Genomic DNA, 17033 nt, shown 5'->3' with positions numbered 1-17033 from the left:
AATCGTAACATAGAAAAACTTTCCTATACAATTGTGACGCCTGTATTTAATTAATTTGAGTAAACGCTTGGTTTTAGTACTCCTACATAAGGAAGATTACGGTACTGCTCTTTATAATCTAATCCATACCCTACAACAAATTCATGCGGTACAGTAAATCCAACATAATCCGCTTTCAAATCTACCTTACGGCCTGTTGGTTTATCTAATAACGTAACAATTTTTACAGACTTCGCTTTACGATATTTAAATAGGTCTACTAAGTAGCTTAGCGTAAGACCACTATCAATAATATCTTCAACGATTAAAATATCGCGACCTTCTACAGAAGTATCAAGGTCTTTTAAAATTTTCACTTCGCCTGTTGAAACAGTTGAGTGACCGTAACTAGATACAGCCATAAAATCCATTTCAAGATATGTATCTGTTCTCTTTAATAAATCTGCCATGAATGGCATTGCACCCTTTAGTACACCAATCGCAAGAGGTACTGTGTTTTTATAATCCTCTGCAATAATCGCGCCTAATTCGAGCACCTTTTCTTGTATTTGCTCTTCAGAAATTAATACTTTTTCGATATCTTGATTCATCATTTCATTATCCTCCCGGAAGACTCCTTGCTTTTGTAGTGAATAATCATATATTTATCCTTCTTTGCTGTCTCTTTCGAGATAGCAAATGCAGATCGCTTCAACAAGGGTAACCAAATAACATTCCCTCTTGCATCACAAACGACCGGCCATTCTTCTCTTTTTTCTCTTGGTACTTTCGCTTCGATAAAAATAGCTTTTATCTTTTTGGTGCCATTCATACCTTGTATTGACATGCGATCTCCATTTTCTCTAGAACGAACACGAAGTGGATATGATATATCATTATACTTAGCAACAAAAACTGTTTCATTCATGTTACTTGGTATATCTTCGCTCACCTCTGTTACAAGCTTATCCCCGTTCGATAGCGTAATTGTCCCGGGCACTGATAAATCTTGTAAAAAAGGGGAAACAATTTCTTGTTTAAATCCAAAGCTGCACTCCTCGTATGCGCGAACAATTTTTAAATCACCTGGGAAATCAAGTGAACCCGAAGGTTGTGTCCGCTTAAAAAACTCAATCACTTTGTCAATATGTATAGAGGAAAGAGAAGATGGAATCTTATATTCATAAAGATAGTTTAATATTAGTTGAATCCCTCTTCTTTGTAAAGGCATAGACATGGATTCAAAGGCAGGAATTGATAAGCTAATTTGTTTATCACTTTTTTTTGTAATTACTTTATTCATTTTCTCAAAAGCTAATTCCTGCAAATACGCCTCATCCTCTTGCATCTGCATGCTAAATTTTTGGAATTTCTCATGCACTTGTGGATTTTCTTCTTTCAAATGAGGAAGAACATATTTACGTAATCGATTCCTTGTATATACTTCCTTTTTATTACTTGGATCTATACGAGGAATTATTTTTAACTTATGACAGTAATCAACAATCTCTTCCTTCGTTACTCCAAGTAACGGCCTAATTAAATACCCATTATGAAAAGGACGCTTCACTGCAATGCCTGCATATCCTTTCGGAGTACTCCCTCGTACAAGGCGCATTAAAATTGTCTCTACTTGATCATCACCATGATGTCCAAGAGCTACATACCTCGCATCATATTTCTTCATTATTCTTTCCAAAAATGCATATCTGCATTCTCTAGCAGCAACTTGTGCATTCATCCCGTATTGCTGTTGATATTGCGACACATTAATCCTTATCGTTTCGCAAATAACTCCTAGCTCTTTACAAAGGTCTTGCACAAACTGTAGGTCCTCATGAGATTCATCACCTCGAAACATATGATCCACATGCGCCACTACAATCTCAAACTGTTTTGCTGCTCTTTTTTCTAACAAATAATATAGAAGAGCCACAGAGTCAGGACCACCAGAAACACCCACAACAATTGTTGAGCGTTCCTTTAATACATCATGCTGCTTTACAAAGTCATCTACCTTTTCAACAAATGTATCTTTCAACTTCGTAATCACCTTTCATTAAACAAGAACAGCAACGTTAGTTACCTTGTTTATAATGGTACAACTTTTACAAACATTGTGCAAAAAAAAGATATACAAAAATTACATTTTTATCTTACATCATTCGTACATATTCACAAAAATAATAATATTATCTTTTAAAGCAAAAAACCTAGGCATCCACCTAGGTTTTTAGAAAGAAACATCATATTTCAAGTTTCACTTTATTGCGCTTGCATTCCTACAATTGGAATGGTAGCCCACTTCGGCATATTTTTCTTCACTTTCGCTACTACAATAGTCATATCATCATTTATATAACCATCGCCAGATCGAATCACCTCTTCCATAATGATATCAGCAATTTCTTGCGGATCTTCAGTTTGTAATTCTTTAATTTTCCGCTTCATCCATAATTCATGATTCTCCACATGCTGCGCGCCCTCAAAAATCCCATCACTCATCATAATAAGAATATCACCTGTTTTTAATTGCTCACCCACTACATCAACTTCAACATCCTCAATAATTCCCATTGGTAAATTACTTGCTTCAATTTTCAAAATATTATTTGCGCGTTTAACAAAACTCGGCGTCGATCCAATCTTTAAAAACTTCGCACTCGCATCCCGCAAATCTACCATAGCTAAGTCTAATGTCGTAAACATCTCTTCTGTTGTTCTTAAAGAAAGAATAGAGTTAATAGATTTAATCGCTATCTCCTCATCAATGCCTGACTGAAGTATTTTTTGTAATAATTTCACTGTTTCTTTACTCTCCATATGAGCTCTTTGCCCATTTCCCATGCCATCACTAATTGCAAGGGCATATTTCCCAACACTTAAATCCATCATTGCATAAGAATCACCCGAAACAAACCCACCGCCTTTCGCGGCTGTGGCCAAGCCGGTATCAAGGGAATACGTTTTTGCTGAACCAAATGATATTAAACTGTGGCCGTTCGGATAAGAAGATTTTTCTTCATGTTTCACAACTATGTTTTCCTTCAGGATATCAGAAAGCATTGGTGCAACTAATTTTTCACACTCTCCATGTTCATTAGATGCAACTGGAATCAACATTTCAATATCAATACTTCCTCTATCTAAACAATAAATATCAACATGCTCTATTTCTACACCAAAATCACGAAATGCTTGCAGAATCTGCTCTTCCTGTACTTGATGATTTTCTCTTTCCCTTTGTATCTCCTTGGCAAAATCCTCCATAACTTTTGATACACCTAACAATTGCTCTGCTACTATTCTACGATTTTCTTTCATTTGTTTTCGTAATTTTTGTCCCTCATAGAAGTGATCTAATTCACCTGCTACTAAATCCGTCACTTTCTTTCCTCTCACACAATGCTTGTCCCATTCACGAACTAACTTCCGATTATGCTGCAGAGTTCCTTCTTCTGTTTCGCTCATTATTTGTTTCATATAATCGTACGTTTTATCGAAATTAACTACCCAGCATTGGTCCTTTTTAAAACATGTTTGACATGTTTTTGCAGTAATTGTACTTAAAAACAAATCTGCCTCCGTCTCTTTATCTTCCTCCTCCACATATCCATATACAGAAAAGCTATTAGATAAAGCAGCAAATACATTGGCAAATTGATTGATTTTATTCGCTGTAACATCACGCATCCTTCTTAAATACTGTTGTTGATCTTGCGAATGCTCCTGTGTACCTGGCATAAATTTAGCAATACGATCCATAACAAGTTTCGGTGTTAATAAAAAGAAAGCAATCGCCACACCAGATTCAATTAAAGTTGTCACAATGTTTGTTTGCTTGTCTACATATAGCGTAATCAAGCTTGTCCCAATTAATAAACCTAAACTAACACCTAAGCGTTTCCCTTCTTTTAACAAACCACCAAGCAATCCAGAAAAAGCAAGCAGACTAAGTTGGGACAAACTAGAGACATTTGCTAAGCTTAATATTAACCCAGTGACGACCCCTACTGTAGATCCTGTAGCCGCTCCTGCGATAAACGCAAACACAAGCACTAAATACCTAGTAAAAATATGTTGAATAGAAGCGTCATATATGAACCAATCTGTTGTACCAGTTAAAACAGATGCTAGTAATATAATTAAACAAACAATTTCTTCTGTCTCTAACGCTTGTTGTTTCCCTTTTCTTTCTACTAAAAGCGGGACACTTTGTAAAAATATCATAGTTAATACGAAGCTAAGCCCTGCCTCAATCGTACTAACGAGTAAATCGTACATGGTAACAGTTTGTTGTGCAAAATATACGACAACTAAATGTGCAGTTAATGCGGAGATAAATACTTGGAATGGTACAAGTCCAACAGTTTTACGTGTAAACCGACTAAAGAAGATATTATAAATGAAGAAAGTAAAAATAGATGCAAAGGTAAAGAATAAATTATCTATCGAAACTGAAAGTGCGCCCCCCATTAGAGCCAAGAACGCGAGCGGCATTTTATCCCGCTTCATAACATAAACAGCTGCAAAAAACGGCAGTGCAAACGGTAAAATGTTTGTTAATATATATGCTCGTCCCAAAAGAAAACCAATAACAACAATAATAAATCCCCATCTAAAGAAAACTTGCTCAAACTTCATTCGCAACTTACTCGTCCACTTTACTCCTCCAAGCTGACCTTCATTCATTGCCAATGCACTTGTATTCATAGTATTCCTTCCTGCTTTAGGCATATTTTTAACACCACCTGCATAGTTTAATTACTGTCATTATAAAAGATGATTATTGGGATTTTTGTCAAAACAACAGTTTTCACTTTTATAATCGTTCGACTTTTTATTCGAAATAACTCTACATATATACACAGTATGTATTTTATTTTTAATATTTTAATCGAACATTCAGAAAATATAGGGTGATTTTGTAGAAGTGTTGTATGTCTTAATTTATTTAACAAAAAAAGATCATGCGCATTTGCATGATCTTTTTAGATGACCCGTACGGGATTCGAACCCGTGTTACCGCCGTGAAAGGGCGGTGTCTTAACCACTTGACCAACGGGCCGTTAAATTAAATATAGCGGCGGAGGGGATCGAACCCCCGACCTCACGGGTATGAACCGTACGCTCTAGCCAGCTGAGCTACACCGCCATGTCGTCTTATTTAACGGACAATTAGTATCTTACCTCAGATATAATTTAAAGTCAACACATCTTGAAAACTTTTTTAAAAATATATTTTCACATATAAAAAAGCACCCTGAGCAATCGCCCTGGGCACCTCTCTATATTCTAAGAATTAAACGTTCTTATTATCCGCGACGTGCGCCACGGCCACCACGTTTAGATTCAGTGTTACGCTTTAAAGAAGTTAAACGATCTTCACTGTCCTTTAAGAAACGTGCCATCTTTTGCTCGAATGTTTCTTTTGGAGCGCGGTCGTTACCGCCACCACGGTTATCTCTGTTGAAAGAACGATTACGTTGTGGACGTCCAGAACGTTGTTGATCACCACCGCGTTGGTATTCACCACGTGGACGATCTCCTTCTGTTTTTTCACGCTCTTTCGCTTTTTTAATAGATAGACCGATCTTACCATCTTTTTCAACGTTAATAACTTTTACTTCTACTTGGTCGCCCACTTTTAAGTGATCGTTAATATCTTTCACATAATTATCAGCAACTTCACTAATATGAACAAGACCCGTTAAGCCTTCTGGCAGCTCCACAAAAGCCCCAAAATTTGTAATACCTGTTACTTTACCCTGTAACTTGCTGCCTACCTCGATTGACATAAAAAAAATGCTCCTCCTTAGTGGTTAAAAAGTCAAATTTTACTTTATTATATATAATCCTAAAATATAGTGTCAATAAGACATACTCTACTTAGAAACAGGAAAAATTATCTCCCCTTTTCCAGAGAAGAAATAATCCCTTCTAGCAATCTTTAATACGTACTCTTCATCATTTAACTTTTGAACTTCGTCTTTTAGACTCTTTTCTTTGTTCGTTAATGAATCCAGTTCTTTTTTCATGTCCTTAACTTTTGCTTCTTTTGCTTTAATGGAACTGTTTTGTTGATAAAACGTTACACTAATACTCGCAATAATTGTAAAAGCAAAGACAAGAAAAACCGCTAAACGGCGATAAAGTCGCTTCCTGTTCTCATCCGTTTGTATTATATGCTCTTTAACAGGATTTGGACTCTGTTTTTCGATTGTTCTTTGTCTCAGTTCCCTCATTTCCGAGGTCCCCCTAACTTCTTTTTTATACGCTCCCATAATTGGAAGATATGTCCCTTCAATTTTGCTATATATTGCAGGAACCCTACATGCTTCATTATAAAAAGTTTAACACGATTAGGGAGAAGTTTCCATATGAGCGAAGCAATAAATCGAACAGGCCAGAAAAAAACTTTCCATATGAAAAGTAATATCCAAATCACCATTTTCCATAACACATGTCCAATTGAAAGCAGTATACGAAATAAGAATAATATAAATGCAATAAATAGCTGCGCTATAATAATAACAGGTTTTATCATGAGTAGCTGTATAATTTGAACAAAAAAGTGTGTTGTTTGCACAAAAATATAGATGAGAAAATTTAATAGTCTCATGTATATTGCTTTCAACATGCTTTGATATGCCGCAAAACCACATAATAATGCTAAAAATACATATATACGTAGTTCAGCTTCATTTACAAGAAGCAATACGTAAAAAACGAATAATGCTTGGACAATCCAAAATAGTATATCATGTATAAATACAATCCAACGCTTACGTTCTTGACGTTTTAAAAATCGTTGGTATGTATCTAAAGACGCTCCAATCCAAGCACCCATTCCGATCATTGAGAGCATCGTATACAACTGAATTGTTAGACTCATTTAAACAACTTACTAAAGAAGCCTTTAGTTTTCTCCCCTTGATTCTCATCAATATACAGCATCTCATGAACTTTCCCTTTAATCGATACAACACCTTTTTCTACATCTAAATTTTTCATTTGCAAATTTTGACCACGAATTGTTAAAAAGCCCATTACAGTCTCAAGTAAAAACTCTTCGCTATCAAAACTCTCTACCTGCTTTACACCGGTAATATCAATTACACGTCTGCCACGCATAATAATATCATGCTCTACAGAAACATTTTGTTGATTAGAAGACATAGGTGAGTAACCATTATTCACGTAAATCCCCCCATACATTTATACTAGCTAATAGTAATGTATGAAGGGATAATCGATTTTAGAACAAGCCTTCTTCGGCCTTTACTTTTTCTTCACGAACTAAGCTATACATATTTGCTGCATCTTCTTTTTTAGTCGTTTCTTTCAATTCATTTATTTTTACAGTTACTATTTTTTGACCAAAACGAATTGTTAATTCATCAGCTACTTTCACATCCGAACTCGCTTTTGCCACTTGACCGTTAATGGATATTCTTCCTTGATCAGCTACTTCTTTCGCCAATGTTCTTCTTTTAATTAAACGTGATACTTTTAAAAACTTATCTAGACGCATATTAAATCCCCCTATTAACGCTCTGTTTGTTTTGCCTCTTCCCAGAAAACATCTAACTGCTCTAATGATAAATCTTGCATCTCTTTATTCATTTCAGCTACCTTTGCTTCCATGTATAAAAAACGACTGACGAATTTCTCATTTGTTGAACGTAACGCTTCTTCTGGATCTATTTTATAATGACGAGCTATATTAACAAACGCAAATAGTAAATCGCCAAATTCACTTAACATCTTCGCCTCATCCATGTTTGCGACTTCTTGTTGGAACTCTTGCCATTCTTCTAAGGCTTTCTCTATCATCGGCTGTACATCCACCCAATCGAAACCAACCTTACCAGCTTTTTTCTGGATTTCATAAGCGCGTAGTAACTGCGGCAAACTTTTTGGAACTCCATTTAAAACAGATTCTTTTACAAACCCTTTTTCTTGTTTTTTAATTTCTTCCCAATTGGCAATTACTTCATCGGCATTATTTACATCCGTATTCCCAAATACATGCGGATGACGACGAACCATTTTCTCAGATAAAGTTCGAATAATATCATCTATAGAGAACCAACCTTCGTCCTCTCCGATTTGGGCATGAAGCATAACTTGTAATAATACATCACCCAGTTCTTCTACTAAGTGATCATCATCCTCTTCATCAATTGCTTCTAACACTTCATACGCTTCCTCAATTAAATACTTCTTTAAAGATTGATGTGTTTGCTTTTTATCCCACGGACAACCATTTGGACCACGAAGGTCTGCAATAATTTCTCGAAGTACATCAAACTGTTGATATAAGGACGCACGTTCCTGAACTGGTGGTACATATACACTCGTTAAGTTATTCAACTCCGTTTCATGATCTAACATGTACAACGGCACCTTTTTCACTTGCTCAAATGAAGTCCCCGCAGCTGTTACGATATACACTTCATAATCATCTGGCAGCATCTCCATTAATGTTAATTTCACATCTGATGCAACGAATGCGTCATATACTTGGCAAAAGATTAAGTGTTGACGTAATTCTAATTGTCCTCTTTCAAATGATGTGGCGTCAATTAATTGGAACCCTTCAATCGGATCAATCTTAAGACTTGCAAACATAGGATCAAGGAAACTTTGCCCACCTTCAATTCGCACTTCAACATTCGCTACTTCACTTTTTTCCAATAGTAGCTGAACCGTTCTTTCCGCTACAAGCGGATGCCCTGGAACAGCATAGATGATTTCTGTATCTTCAGCTTGTTCTAACAATGTATTCGCAATTGTTTCATATACAATTTCAAATGTATCATGTGCTTCATATACATTGTCAAAGGCAGTATATTGTATACCTTCTTTCTCCAACTCTTCTATAACGGGATGTTCCTTCGTTCTAACAAACATGTGATCTGCTTCTTTTATTTTTCGATATACACCCATCGTTAACTGATCTAATTCACCAGCACCTAATCCTAAAATAGTAATGATTCCACTCACAACCTGCCACCTCTATCCACTCTTCTTCAATGAACCTTCTTTTTTCTCTTTTTTCATAACGGTTCCTATTTCCGCTTTTGTAAATACACGTAATTTTAAAATGAAAAACATATATGCCAATCCGCCGATGGCTACACCTAACAACGCCTCAAGTGTTGCAACACCTCTATGACTTGTATCCATCACTAATCCAGACATTTGCAATACACGCATAAACATTATTAGTACAAATCCCATACCGATACCACTAATAACTACACCTAACATATTCCGTTTGTCGATAAGCGATTCGGATACAGCTCGCATAAGTAATACACTATTTAGTATAGAAATTACAATTAACGCAACTAGCGTCGCAATTGCAGCTCCCTTCACACTAAAATATGGCATTAATATATAATTTAAAGCTAACTTTAAACAACCGCCAAATATAACGAATATTGCTGGTTTTAATGTTTGTCCTAACCCTTGCAAAATAGAAGCAGTTGTAATCGACAATGAACTAAATAGAATAGATAAAGATAAAATAGATAAAACATCTGACCCATCACTATTTTCAAACAACATAATATTCGTAGGTTGGATAATACAAGTTAATCCAATGGCTGCTGCAAACCCGATAACAAATGTTATTTTCATCGCTAACCTTACCTTTTCTCGAATAAAGGTAAGATCTCCTCTTTCCTTCGCTGCTGTAATAATTGGAATAAGCGACAACGAGAAGGAAGTTGTCACGACAGTACCTAATTGCATAAGCGGGATACTTCTGTCATAAACACCTTTTAACACCTTTGCACTTTCAGCTGGCTCTCCCGCTCCAATAAGTAGAGAATAGAAAGAAATAGAATCAGCCATTTGTATAAAAATAAGCACTAAGTTACTAACACAAATCGCTAACCCCTGCCAAAACAGGATTTTTATAATCTTCTTTTTCCCTTTAATCCTCTTTACACTTTTGAAGAATATAGAACGAAAGTCATGACGCATATAAAGTATAAGTACGATAATCCCAATCAATCCACCTGCGATTGAACCGAGCATAGCACCTGCACCAACTGTATATAAATCAAATTCGTGAGCAATTAGGAATAGAGATAAAAATACAATAATAGAAACACGAATCGTTTGTTCTATCACTTGCGAAACAGCTGTTGGCATCATATTATTGAATCCCTGGAAATATCCTCTTGCTACAGATAAAAACGGCATCAATATGAATGAAAAGGAAATAACGCGTAATAGCTTATCTAAGTGTATATCGCCCATAGCTATCGCAATTGCTTCGGCACCAAAGAACAATGTAAAAAATCCTATGAAACCAATACCTAATAAAAACCAAAAAGATACACAAATAATTTCCTCTGCTTCTTGTTTTTTCCCTCGCTCTAATCGTTCCGCAACCATTTTTGAAATTATAATAGGGAACCCATAAGTAGCTAAAATTAAACAAAATCCATAAAATGGATAAATTTGTTGGTAAATATAAAAACCAACGTCACCCGCTATATTTTGATATGGAATACGGTAAAAGGCGCTTAATACCTTTGTAACAAAACTTGCGATTGTTAATATAATAGCCCCACGCCAAAAGGCTTGATACTTCTTCGATTCCATGCAAGAAAACTCCTTTTTCTATTCTCACCCCTCGTATTATATCATAAAGAAAAGGACAAGCTTCCTTACCTACACAAGTAAGAATACGTTCGTGCAACGCTAGAAATATTCAATGAAAAAAGGTAGCAAAGCGCTACCTTCATTCAATATACATATATCTCCAAATAATTGATTTCTCAAGAAGAAATATCATAATTAGGAAAGATTGCTACTTCTAAAACCATACACCTTTACTGTTCCATTTGTTTCGCTAAGAAACTGGCAGCAGTATTGACCGCCTTGTGCTCTATTTCGCTTATAATCGCTTCTTTTGAAAAAATAATGACAGCCCCAATTGGGTCTCCATTTGCAACAATCGGCCCAACTGTATAAGAATGAACCTTTTCTGTTACACCATCAATAATGGAAATATCACTTTCGTCCGTCATAATAACAGACTTTCTTTCTTCCATCGTTTTTTCAATTAGATCGCCAACGCTTTTATTTAAGTATTCTTTTTTTGATACACCTGATACTGCGATAATAGAATCTCGATCACATACAAGCACATTATGTCCTAAGCTATCATATAAAGCATCTGCATATTCTTTTGCAAAATCACCTAGCTCGCTAATTGGAGAATATTTCTTTAAAATTACTTCTCCATCGCGATCTACAAATATTTCTAGTGGGTCCCCTTCTCGAATACGTAAAGTTCTACGAATTTCCTTCGGGATTACTACCCTACCTAAATCATCAATTCGACGTACGATTCCAGTTGCTTTCATTCTAATGCTGCCTCACTTTCTACTGATGATCAAAGTGGTGAATTTACCTGTTCATGTAAAAATCACCAACTGTTAGACATAGTATTTTACACATTAGTTCTTCTATGCACGTCGAATTGCATTTTTTTATCTAATATTAGGCATTTATGACTTCTTTTTTTACATCTGGCAAGCCTTTTAATAAATTTTCAGCAATTGTTAACCACTTCGATGTCTCTAAGCCATTTGTTTTCATGACGATTTTCAATTGTGATCCTTCCATTCCTAGACCGATCATTCGTCCAAAACTATTTCCAAGCATGAATAATTTTCCGCCATCAATGTTTTGACTCGCTTGTTCTGAGAACAGAATTGTTACTTCAAATTTATTTTGCTTAATTAATTCAATTTGTTCTTTCATTGCTAATACTTTAATATTTGCGATTTGTAATAAGTAACCAACTTCTTGCGGGTAATCACCAAATCTATCTATCATCTCTTCCTGCAACTCTTCAATATCCTCAATTGCAGAAACACCTCTAAACTGTTTATACATCATAATTTTTTGTTTACTATCAGAAATATAAGCATCCGGTAAATATGCATCTACTTCTAAATCAATTTCAACATTAACTGTATTTTCAACTCCGTCTGTTCCTCTACGCTGTTCAATTGCATCTTTTAACATTTGAGAATATAAATCAAATCCGACAGAATCAATAAATCCATGTTGTTCGGCTCCTAACAAGTTACCAGCACCACGAATTGATAAATCTCGCATCGCAATTTTGAAACCAGATCCAAGCTCTGTGAACTCCTTAATGGCTTGCAGGCGCTTCTCCGCAACTTCCGATAACACTTTATCCCGTTTGTATGCAAAGTAAGCATATGCAACACGATTAGAACGTCCAACACGCCCACGAAGCTGATACAACTGCGATAATCCCATACGATCTGCATCAAATACAATTAATGTATTTACATTTGGAATATCTACACCCGTCTCAATAATCGTTGTACTTACAAGAACATCATGCTGTCCTTCTAAAAACGATAGCATAACAGACTCTAATTCACTCTCGTTCATTTTCCCATGTGCATAAGTTACACGCGCATCTGGAACTAACATCGAAATTTCATCTGCTTTTCGTTCGATATCCTCTACACGATTATATAGGAAGTAAACTTGACCACCTCTTGCAAGCTCCCGTTCTATCGCTTCTCGCATTAATGCTGGATTATACTCTACTACATATGTTTGAACCGGGAAACGATTTTCCGGCGGCGTCTCAATAACAGATAAATCACGCACACCAAGCATAGACATATGGAGCGTACGCGGAATCGGAGTTGCCGTTAGTGTTAATACGTCAACATTTGCTTTTAGTTGTTTAATTTTTTCTTTATGCGTTACACCAAATCTTTGTTCTTCATCAATAATAAGAAGACCTAAATCTTTATAAGTAACATCTTTAGATAAAATACGGTGCGTTCCGATTACAATATCTACTGTGCCATCTTTTAAACCTTTAATTGTTTCATTTTGCTGCTTTCTCGTACGGAATCTACTTAATAATCCTATATTGATTGGATAATCTTGAAAACGCTCTCGAATTGTTTCATAGTGTTGTTGTGCAAGGATCGTTGTCGGCACTAAAATTGCAACTTGTTTTTCATCCATAATTGCTTTAAACGCCGCACGAATAGCTACTTCCGTCTTTCCATATCCTACATCACCACAAAGAAGCCTATCCATCGGACGTCCGCGTTCCATATCCTTTTTAATCTCTTCAATAGAACGTAATTGATCCTCTGTCTCTTGATACGGGAAAGAGGACTCGAATTCTTGTTGTTCTGCCGTATCCGGTGTATATGCATAACCCTTTGAAGCTTCGCGCTCAGCATATAGTTTAATTAGGTCATCCGCAATGTCTTGTACAGATTTTTCAACTTTCGTTTTGACCTTCTTCCAATCATTTCCACCCAGTTTATAAACTTTCGGATCCTTACCCTCAGATCCTACATATTTTTGCACTTGGTCAATTTGTTCAATTGGAACGTATAACTTATCATTACCTTGATATTTAATATTCAAATAATCTTTATGAACACCGTTAATCTCTAATGTTTCAATACCTAAGAATTTACCTATACCATGATTTACATGAACTACATAATCCCCAACTTTTAATTCCGAATAACTTTTAATACGTTCAGCATTCGATAACTTTTGCTTACGTTGTGATTTTTTAACTTTCTTATGAAAAAGCTCTTTTTCAGTAATGACAACAAGCTTTTGCATCGGCATTTCAAATCCTGCATGTAAATCACCTACAGCAATTTGTAACCTTCCAGGCAATAATATATCTGTGCCTTCTACAATATCTGCCTCAATATCATAATCACTTAAAATATGTTGTAGTTTTTTCACACGTTCATCATCTATACCTAACACAACAGTCGTAAAATGCCCTTCGTTCCATCTATCAATTTCAGTTTTCAACAACTGCATCTGCCCATGGAAATCTTGCATTGTTTTACATGTCACATTCACAATGTTTTGCGGATGTGTATGTGCTATATGACGTAAGAATAACGTTAAATATACAAAACTTCTTTTTTTATGATGAAGAAATTCTTCAAACGAATGAGAGAAAGATAAATCTTGAATAATTGTTCCCTCACCGAGAAGGGATATATACCATTCCGCCTCTTCCGTTTCAAGATGTGATGCTGTTTCTTGAATACGTGAAATCTCATCTAAAATAACAACACCATCTTCTGGTAAATAATCTATCAGACTAGCAGGTTCGTTATAGAAAATAGATAAATATTTAAACATCTGTTCTATACTTTGCCCGTTTTTTAACATCTCAATTTCATGACTTACCGTCTCAAGCACTGTAGTCTTCAACTTATCATCAGAAAGTTTTTGCATCGTCTTAGTCAGACCTTCTTCAAGATGCTTAATTCCTGATTTCAATTCTTCCTGCGAAAATAAAAACTCTGTTGCTGGACCAAATCTAACACTTTCTTTTTTATCTTGAGAGCGCTGTTCATCCACATCAAATAATCGAATAGAATCGACTTCTGTATCGAAAAATTCAATACGAAATGGTAACTCTTCAGTTAGTGGATATATATCTAATATTCCCCCACGCAAACTAAATTCTCCAGGAGCTTCTACCATAGACTTACGCTCATAGCCGATATGATGTAAAGTATGCAAAAATGTATCTAAATCAATCTCTTGCCCTAGACTGATTTCGATTTGCCTTTGCTTCCACAACTCTTTCATTGGTAAAAATCTGCGTAGTCCTGCAACTGGTGCTACAATAATCCCGTGCTCTCCTGCAGCTAAGCGATTTAACACTTCAATACGTTGCGCCTTCAATTCTGGGCTTGCAACACCAAGTTCTGATGCTATCAATTCATTTACTGGATATAGCCATACATCTTTTTCACCAAGTAACGCCACTAAATCTTCATGTACTTTTTGTGCTTGATATAAATTATGCGTCACAATAAGTTGTGATTTTTTTGTTTTTTTATATAAGGCCGCCATTAATAACGAACGAGAAGAGGTTGCCATACCTGATACAAGTTGCTCTTTTAAACCATCTTCTAATCCATTAATGACCGATTGGATCTCTTCATTTTTATAAAATTGCTCTAATAAACCTATCATTTTCAAAACCCCTCTCAACATAAAAGAGCAAGCCACTATATTTTATGCAAATATTTCGGAAAAAGAAAACAGAAAAATGCTTTGGACATGCCAAAGCGACAACATTTTATTGCAGAAATTTTTCATATTCATAATACTCAGGATAAGATGCGAGCGTTTCTTGACACAATTCACAAATCGTTTTTATATATATATTTCCATTCTCATGAAAATGAATCATTTCTACTACTTCTTGCTCTGTTAGTTGAAATAAAACGTCGCTATATACTTTTTCTGCGGTAACGGAGCCTACATTACTCCCGCAATGTCTGCAATAATAATACCCTTCCATACTAGCCTCCTAAAAATCCAATTACTGCTAGTATGGGTAAAAATAAAATAAAATATTCCCAATCGTACCCTTAACTATTGAAAGTATTCATAATTTGAAGAAAAGGTTTATTTAACCATTCTTCACATGCATCTGCTGCTTTTTCAATAGAATGATTTACATCAGGAATCTCTTCTGATGTAAAACGTCCTAATACGTAATCTACTACCTTCATTCCATTTTTCGGACGATCGATCCCCATGCGGATACGTTGAAACTCTTGTGTTCCTAAATGTGAAATTGTTGATTTCACACCATTATGTCCACCCGCACTGCCTTTCATACGAAGACGTAATTTACCTACAGGGATGTCTAAATCATCGTACAGAACAACGAAGTCCTCTACATCAATTTTATAGTAATCCATTAACGGACGAATACTTTCCCCAGATAAATTCATATATGTAAGTGGCTTTAATAAGATTACTTTTTCTCCATTAACAAATCCTGCACCAAATACTCCTTTAAATTTTTGTTCGTTCAAAGAAATATTCCAACGCTTTGCAAGTTCATCAATCGCCATAAATCCAATATTATGCCTTGTTAATTCATATTCTCTACCTGGGTTCCCAAGTCCTACTATCAATTTCATTCTTGTACCACTACTTTCTTTTTTCGATACGAAAAGACGTAACCAATCTTGGTTACGTCTCATTCTATCCAATTAATTGAATAATACACTTACAGATTCTTCTTCGTATACACGAATGATTGCTTCTCCGATTAGTGGAGCAACTGAAAGTTCATGTACTTTGTCGATTTTCTTCTCTTCTGGTAATACGATAGAGTTCGTTACAACTAACTCTTTAATATTTGAGTTTTGGATACGCTCAATTGCTGGACCAGATAATACTGGGTGTGTACAGCAAGCATATACTTCAGAAGCACCGTTCTCAACAAGAGCGTTTGCTGCTAATGTAATTGTACCAGCTGTATCAATGATGTCATCAATTAAAATTGCTGTTTTACCTTCAATATTACCGATAATGTTCATTACCTCAGATACGTTCGGACGAGGACGACGCTTATCAATAATAGCGATTGGTGCTTTTAGGCGATCTGCCATTTTTCTAGCACGAGTTACTCCACCGTGGTCAGGTGACACGATTACGATATCTTTAAGACCTTTTGTTTCAAAGTAATCTGAAAGAATCGGTACACCCATTAGGTGGTCGATTGGGATATCAAAGAACCCTTGAATTTGTGGAGCATGTAAATCTAGAGTGATTACACGAGTTGCACCTGCTGTTTCAAGCAAGTTTGCTACAAGTTTCGATGTAATTGGTTCACGAGAACGCGCTTTACGGTCTTGACGCGCATAACCATAGTAAGGAATAACAATATTAATTGTTTTTGCAGATGCACGCTTTAATGCATCGATCATAATAAGTAATTCCATGATATGTTCGTTTACTGGGAAGCTTGTAGATTGAATAATGAATACATCGCAACCACGGATACTTTCTTCAATGTTAATTTGAACTTCTCCATCACTAAAACGATCAACAGAACATTTTCCTAGTCCTACTCCAATATGCTTTGCAATTTGCTCAGCAAGTTCCTTATTAGAGTTTAAAGAGAATACTTTCAAATTAGAATTTAGATATTGAGTCGACATCTAGATTAA

The 17033-nt window shown here is 35.7% G+C and carries 15 protein-coding genes and 2 tRNA genes; all 17 read right to left on the bottom strand.

Features of this window, described 5'->3' with window-relative positions:
- Positions 1–50 precede the first annotated feature (50 nt).
- Positions 51–593 carry a hypoxanthine phosphoribosyltransferase gene (gene hpt / locus PDQ68_RS23710; protein WP_000981838.1) on the bottom strand — a complete coding sequence of 181 codons (543 nt, stop codon included), beginning with the start codon at positions 591–593 and terminating at the stop codon, positions 51–53.
- Positions 590–2020, bottom strand: coding sequence for a tRNA lysidine(34) synthetase TilS (gene tilS / locus PDQ68_RS23705; protein ID WP_000655455.1), 1431 nt, complete (start codon positions 2018–2020; stop codon positions 590–592). The genes hpt and tilS overlap by 4 nt, the downstream gene beginning before the upstream one ends.
- A 224-nt stretch (positions 2021–2244) precedes the next feature.
- On the bottom strand, positions 2245–4716 hold the full coding sequence (spoIIE, locus tag PDQ68_RS23700; RefSeq protein ID WP_001123528.1) for a stage II sporulation protein E: 2472 nt from the start codon (positions 4714–4716) through the stop codon (positions 2245–2247).
- Between the two features lie 259 nt (positions 4717–4975).
- A tRNA-Glu gene (locus PDQ68_RS23695) sits at positions 4976–5047 on the bottom strand.
- 13 nt (positions 5048–5060) lie between these two features.
- Positions 5061–5134 (bottom strand) — tRNA-Met (locus PDQ68_RS23690).
- 160 nt (positions 5135–5294) lie between these two features.
- Positions 5295–5777 (bottom strand): S1 domain-containing RNA-binding protein, encoded by a 483-nt coding sequence (locus PDQ68_RS23685; protein WP_000021452.1) that lies wholly within the window; start codon positions 5775–5777, stop codon positions 5295–5297.
- Positions 5778–5864: 87 nt separating this feature from the next.
- On the bottom strand, positions 5865–6224 hold the full coding sequence (gene divIC / locus PDQ68_RS23680; protein ID WP_001208736.1) for a cell division protein DivIC: 360 nt from the start codon (positions 6222–6224) through the stop codon (positions 5865–5867).
- Positions 6221–6874 carry a spore cortex biosynthesis protein YabQ gene (gene yabQ, locus PDQ68_RS23675; protein ID WP_000059762.1) on the bottom strand — a complete coding sequence of 218 codons (654 nt, stop codon included), beginning with the start codon at positions 6872–6874 and terminating at the stop codon, positions 6221–6223. The genes divIC and yabQ overlap by 4 nt, the downstream gene beginning before the upstream one ends.
- A complete protein-coding gene (gene yabP / locus PDQ68_RS23670; RefSeq protein ID WP_001059101.1) occupies positions 6871–7179 on the bottom strand; it encodes a sporulation protein YabP in 309 nt (102 codons plus the stop codon). Before yabP ends, yabQ begins: the two co-directional genes overlap by 4 nt.
- 58 nt (positions 7180–7237) lie before the next feature.
- Positions 7238–7513, bottom strand: a complete 276-nt coding sequence (locus PDQ68_RS23665; RefSeq protein ID WP_001234876.1) for an RNA-binding S4 domain-containing protein — start codon at positions 7511–7513, stop codon at positions 7238–7240.
- Between the two features lie 14 nt (positions 7514–7527).
- Positions 7528–8988 carry a bifunctional methyltransferase/pyrophosphohydrolase YabN gene (gene yabN, locus PDQ68_RS23660; RefSeq protein ID WP_000014256.1) on the bottom strand — a complete coding sequence of 487 codons (1461 nt, stop codon included), beginning with the start codon at positions 8986–8988 and terminating at the stop codon, positions 7528–7530.
- Positions 8989–9000: 12 nt separating this feature from the next.
- Positions 9001–10602, bottom strand: coding sequence for a putative polysaccharide biosynthesis protein (locus PDQ68_RS23655; RefSeq protein ID WP_000444152.1), 1602 nt, complete (start codon positions 10600–10602; stop codon positions 9001–9003).
- A gap of 230 nt (positions 10603–10832) precedes the next feature.
- Entirely contained in the window at positions 10833–11369 is a 537-nt protein-coding gene (spoVT, locus tag PDQ68_RS23650; protein ID WP_000648302.1) for a stage V sporulation protein T, read from the bottom strand.
- A 136-nt stretch (positions 11370–11505) separates the two neighbouring features.
- Complete coding sequence (gene mfd / locus PDQ68_RS23645; protein WP_061183156.1) at positions 11506–15036, bottom strand: transcription-repair coupling factor; 3531 nt, start codon at positions 15034–15036, stop codon at positions 11506–11508.
- Positions 15037–15142: 106 nt separating this feature from the next.
- On the bottom strand, positions 15143–15367 hold the full coding sequence (locus PDQ68_RS23640; RefSeq protein WP_000399440.1) for an anti-sigma-F factor Fin: 225 nt from the start codon (positions 15365–15367) through the stop codon (positions 15143–15145).
- Positions 15368–15437: 70 nt separating this feature from the next.
- Positions 15438–15998: an aminoacyl-tRNA hydrolase gene (gene pth, locus PDQ68_RS23635; RefSeq protein WP_001979768.1), complete on the bottom strand. Its 561-nt coding sequence runs from the start codon at positions 15996–15998 to the stop codon at positions 15438–15440.
- 72 nt (positions 15999–16070) lie between these two features.
- Positions 16071–17024 (bottom strand): ribose-phosphate diphosphokinase, encoded by a 954-nt coding sequence (locus PDQ68_RS23630; RefSeq protein WP_000107420.1) that lies wholly within the window; start codon positions 17022–17024, stop codon positions 16071–16073.
- Between the last annotated feature and the right edge of the window lie 9 nt (positions 17025–17033).

The sequence above is a fragment of the Bacillus cereus group sp. Bc010 genome (assembly GCF_027716745.1).
GTDB classification, from domain to species: Bacteria; Bacillota; Bacilli; order Bacillales; family Bacillaceae_G; genus Bacillus_A; species Bacillus_A pacificus.
This window is presented reverse-complemented; position numbering and strand designations above follow the sequence as displayed.

What these genes read in the sequence shown, in the direction of transcription:
- hpt (WP_000981838.1), bottom strand. Translation starts at nt 593, where the DNA reads ATGATGAATCAAGATATCGAAAAAGTATTAATTTCTGAAGAGCAAATA.
- PDQ68_RS23665 (WP_001234876.1), bottom strand. Translation starts at nt 7,513, where the DNA reads ATGCGTCTAGATAAGTTTTTAAAAGTATCACGTTTAATTAAAAGAAGA.
- mfd (WP_061183156.1), bottom strand. Translation starts at nt 15,036, where the DNA reads ATGATAGGTTTATTAGAGCAATTTTATAAAAATGAAGAGATCCAATCG.
- PDQ68_RS23640 (WP_000399440.1), bottom strand. Translation starts at nt 15,367, where the DNA reads ATGGAAGGGTATTATTATTGCAGACATTGCGGGAGTAATGTAGGCTCC.
- yabQ (WP_000059762.1), bottom strand. Translation starts at nt 6,874, where the DNA reads ATGAGTCTAACAATTCAGTTGTATACGATGCTCTCAATGATCGGAATG.
- spoVT (WP_000648302.1), bottom strand. Translation starts at nt 11,369, where the DNA reads ATGAAAGCAACTGGAATCGTACGTCGAATTGATGATTTAGGTAGGGTA.
- divIC (WP_001208736.1), bottom strand. Translation starts at nt 6,224, where the DNA reads ATGAGGGAACTGAGACAAAGAACAATCGAAAAACAGAGTCCAAATCCT.
- pth (WP_001979768.1), bottom strand. Translation starts at nt 15,998, where the DNA reads ATGAAATTGATAGTAGGACTTGGGAACCCAGGTAGAGAATATGAATTA.
- PDQ68_RS23655 (WP_000444152.1), bottom strand. Translation starts at nt 10,602, where the DNA reads ATGGAATCGAAGAAGTATCAAGCCTTTTGGCGTGGGGCTATTATATTA.
- PDQ68_RS23630 (WP_000107420.1), bottom strand. Translation starts at nt 17,024, where the DNA reads ATGTCGACTCAATATCTAAATTCTAATTTGAAAGTATTCTCTTTAAAC.
- spoIIE (WP_001123528.1), bottom strand. Translation starts at nt 4,716, where the DNA reads ATGCCTAAAGCAGGAAGGAATACTATGAATACAAGTGCATTGGCAATG.
- PDQ68_RS23685 (WP_000021452.1), bottom strand. Translation starts at nt 5,777, where the DNA reads ATGTCAATCGAGGTAGGCAGCAAGTTACAGGGTAAAGTAACAGGTATT.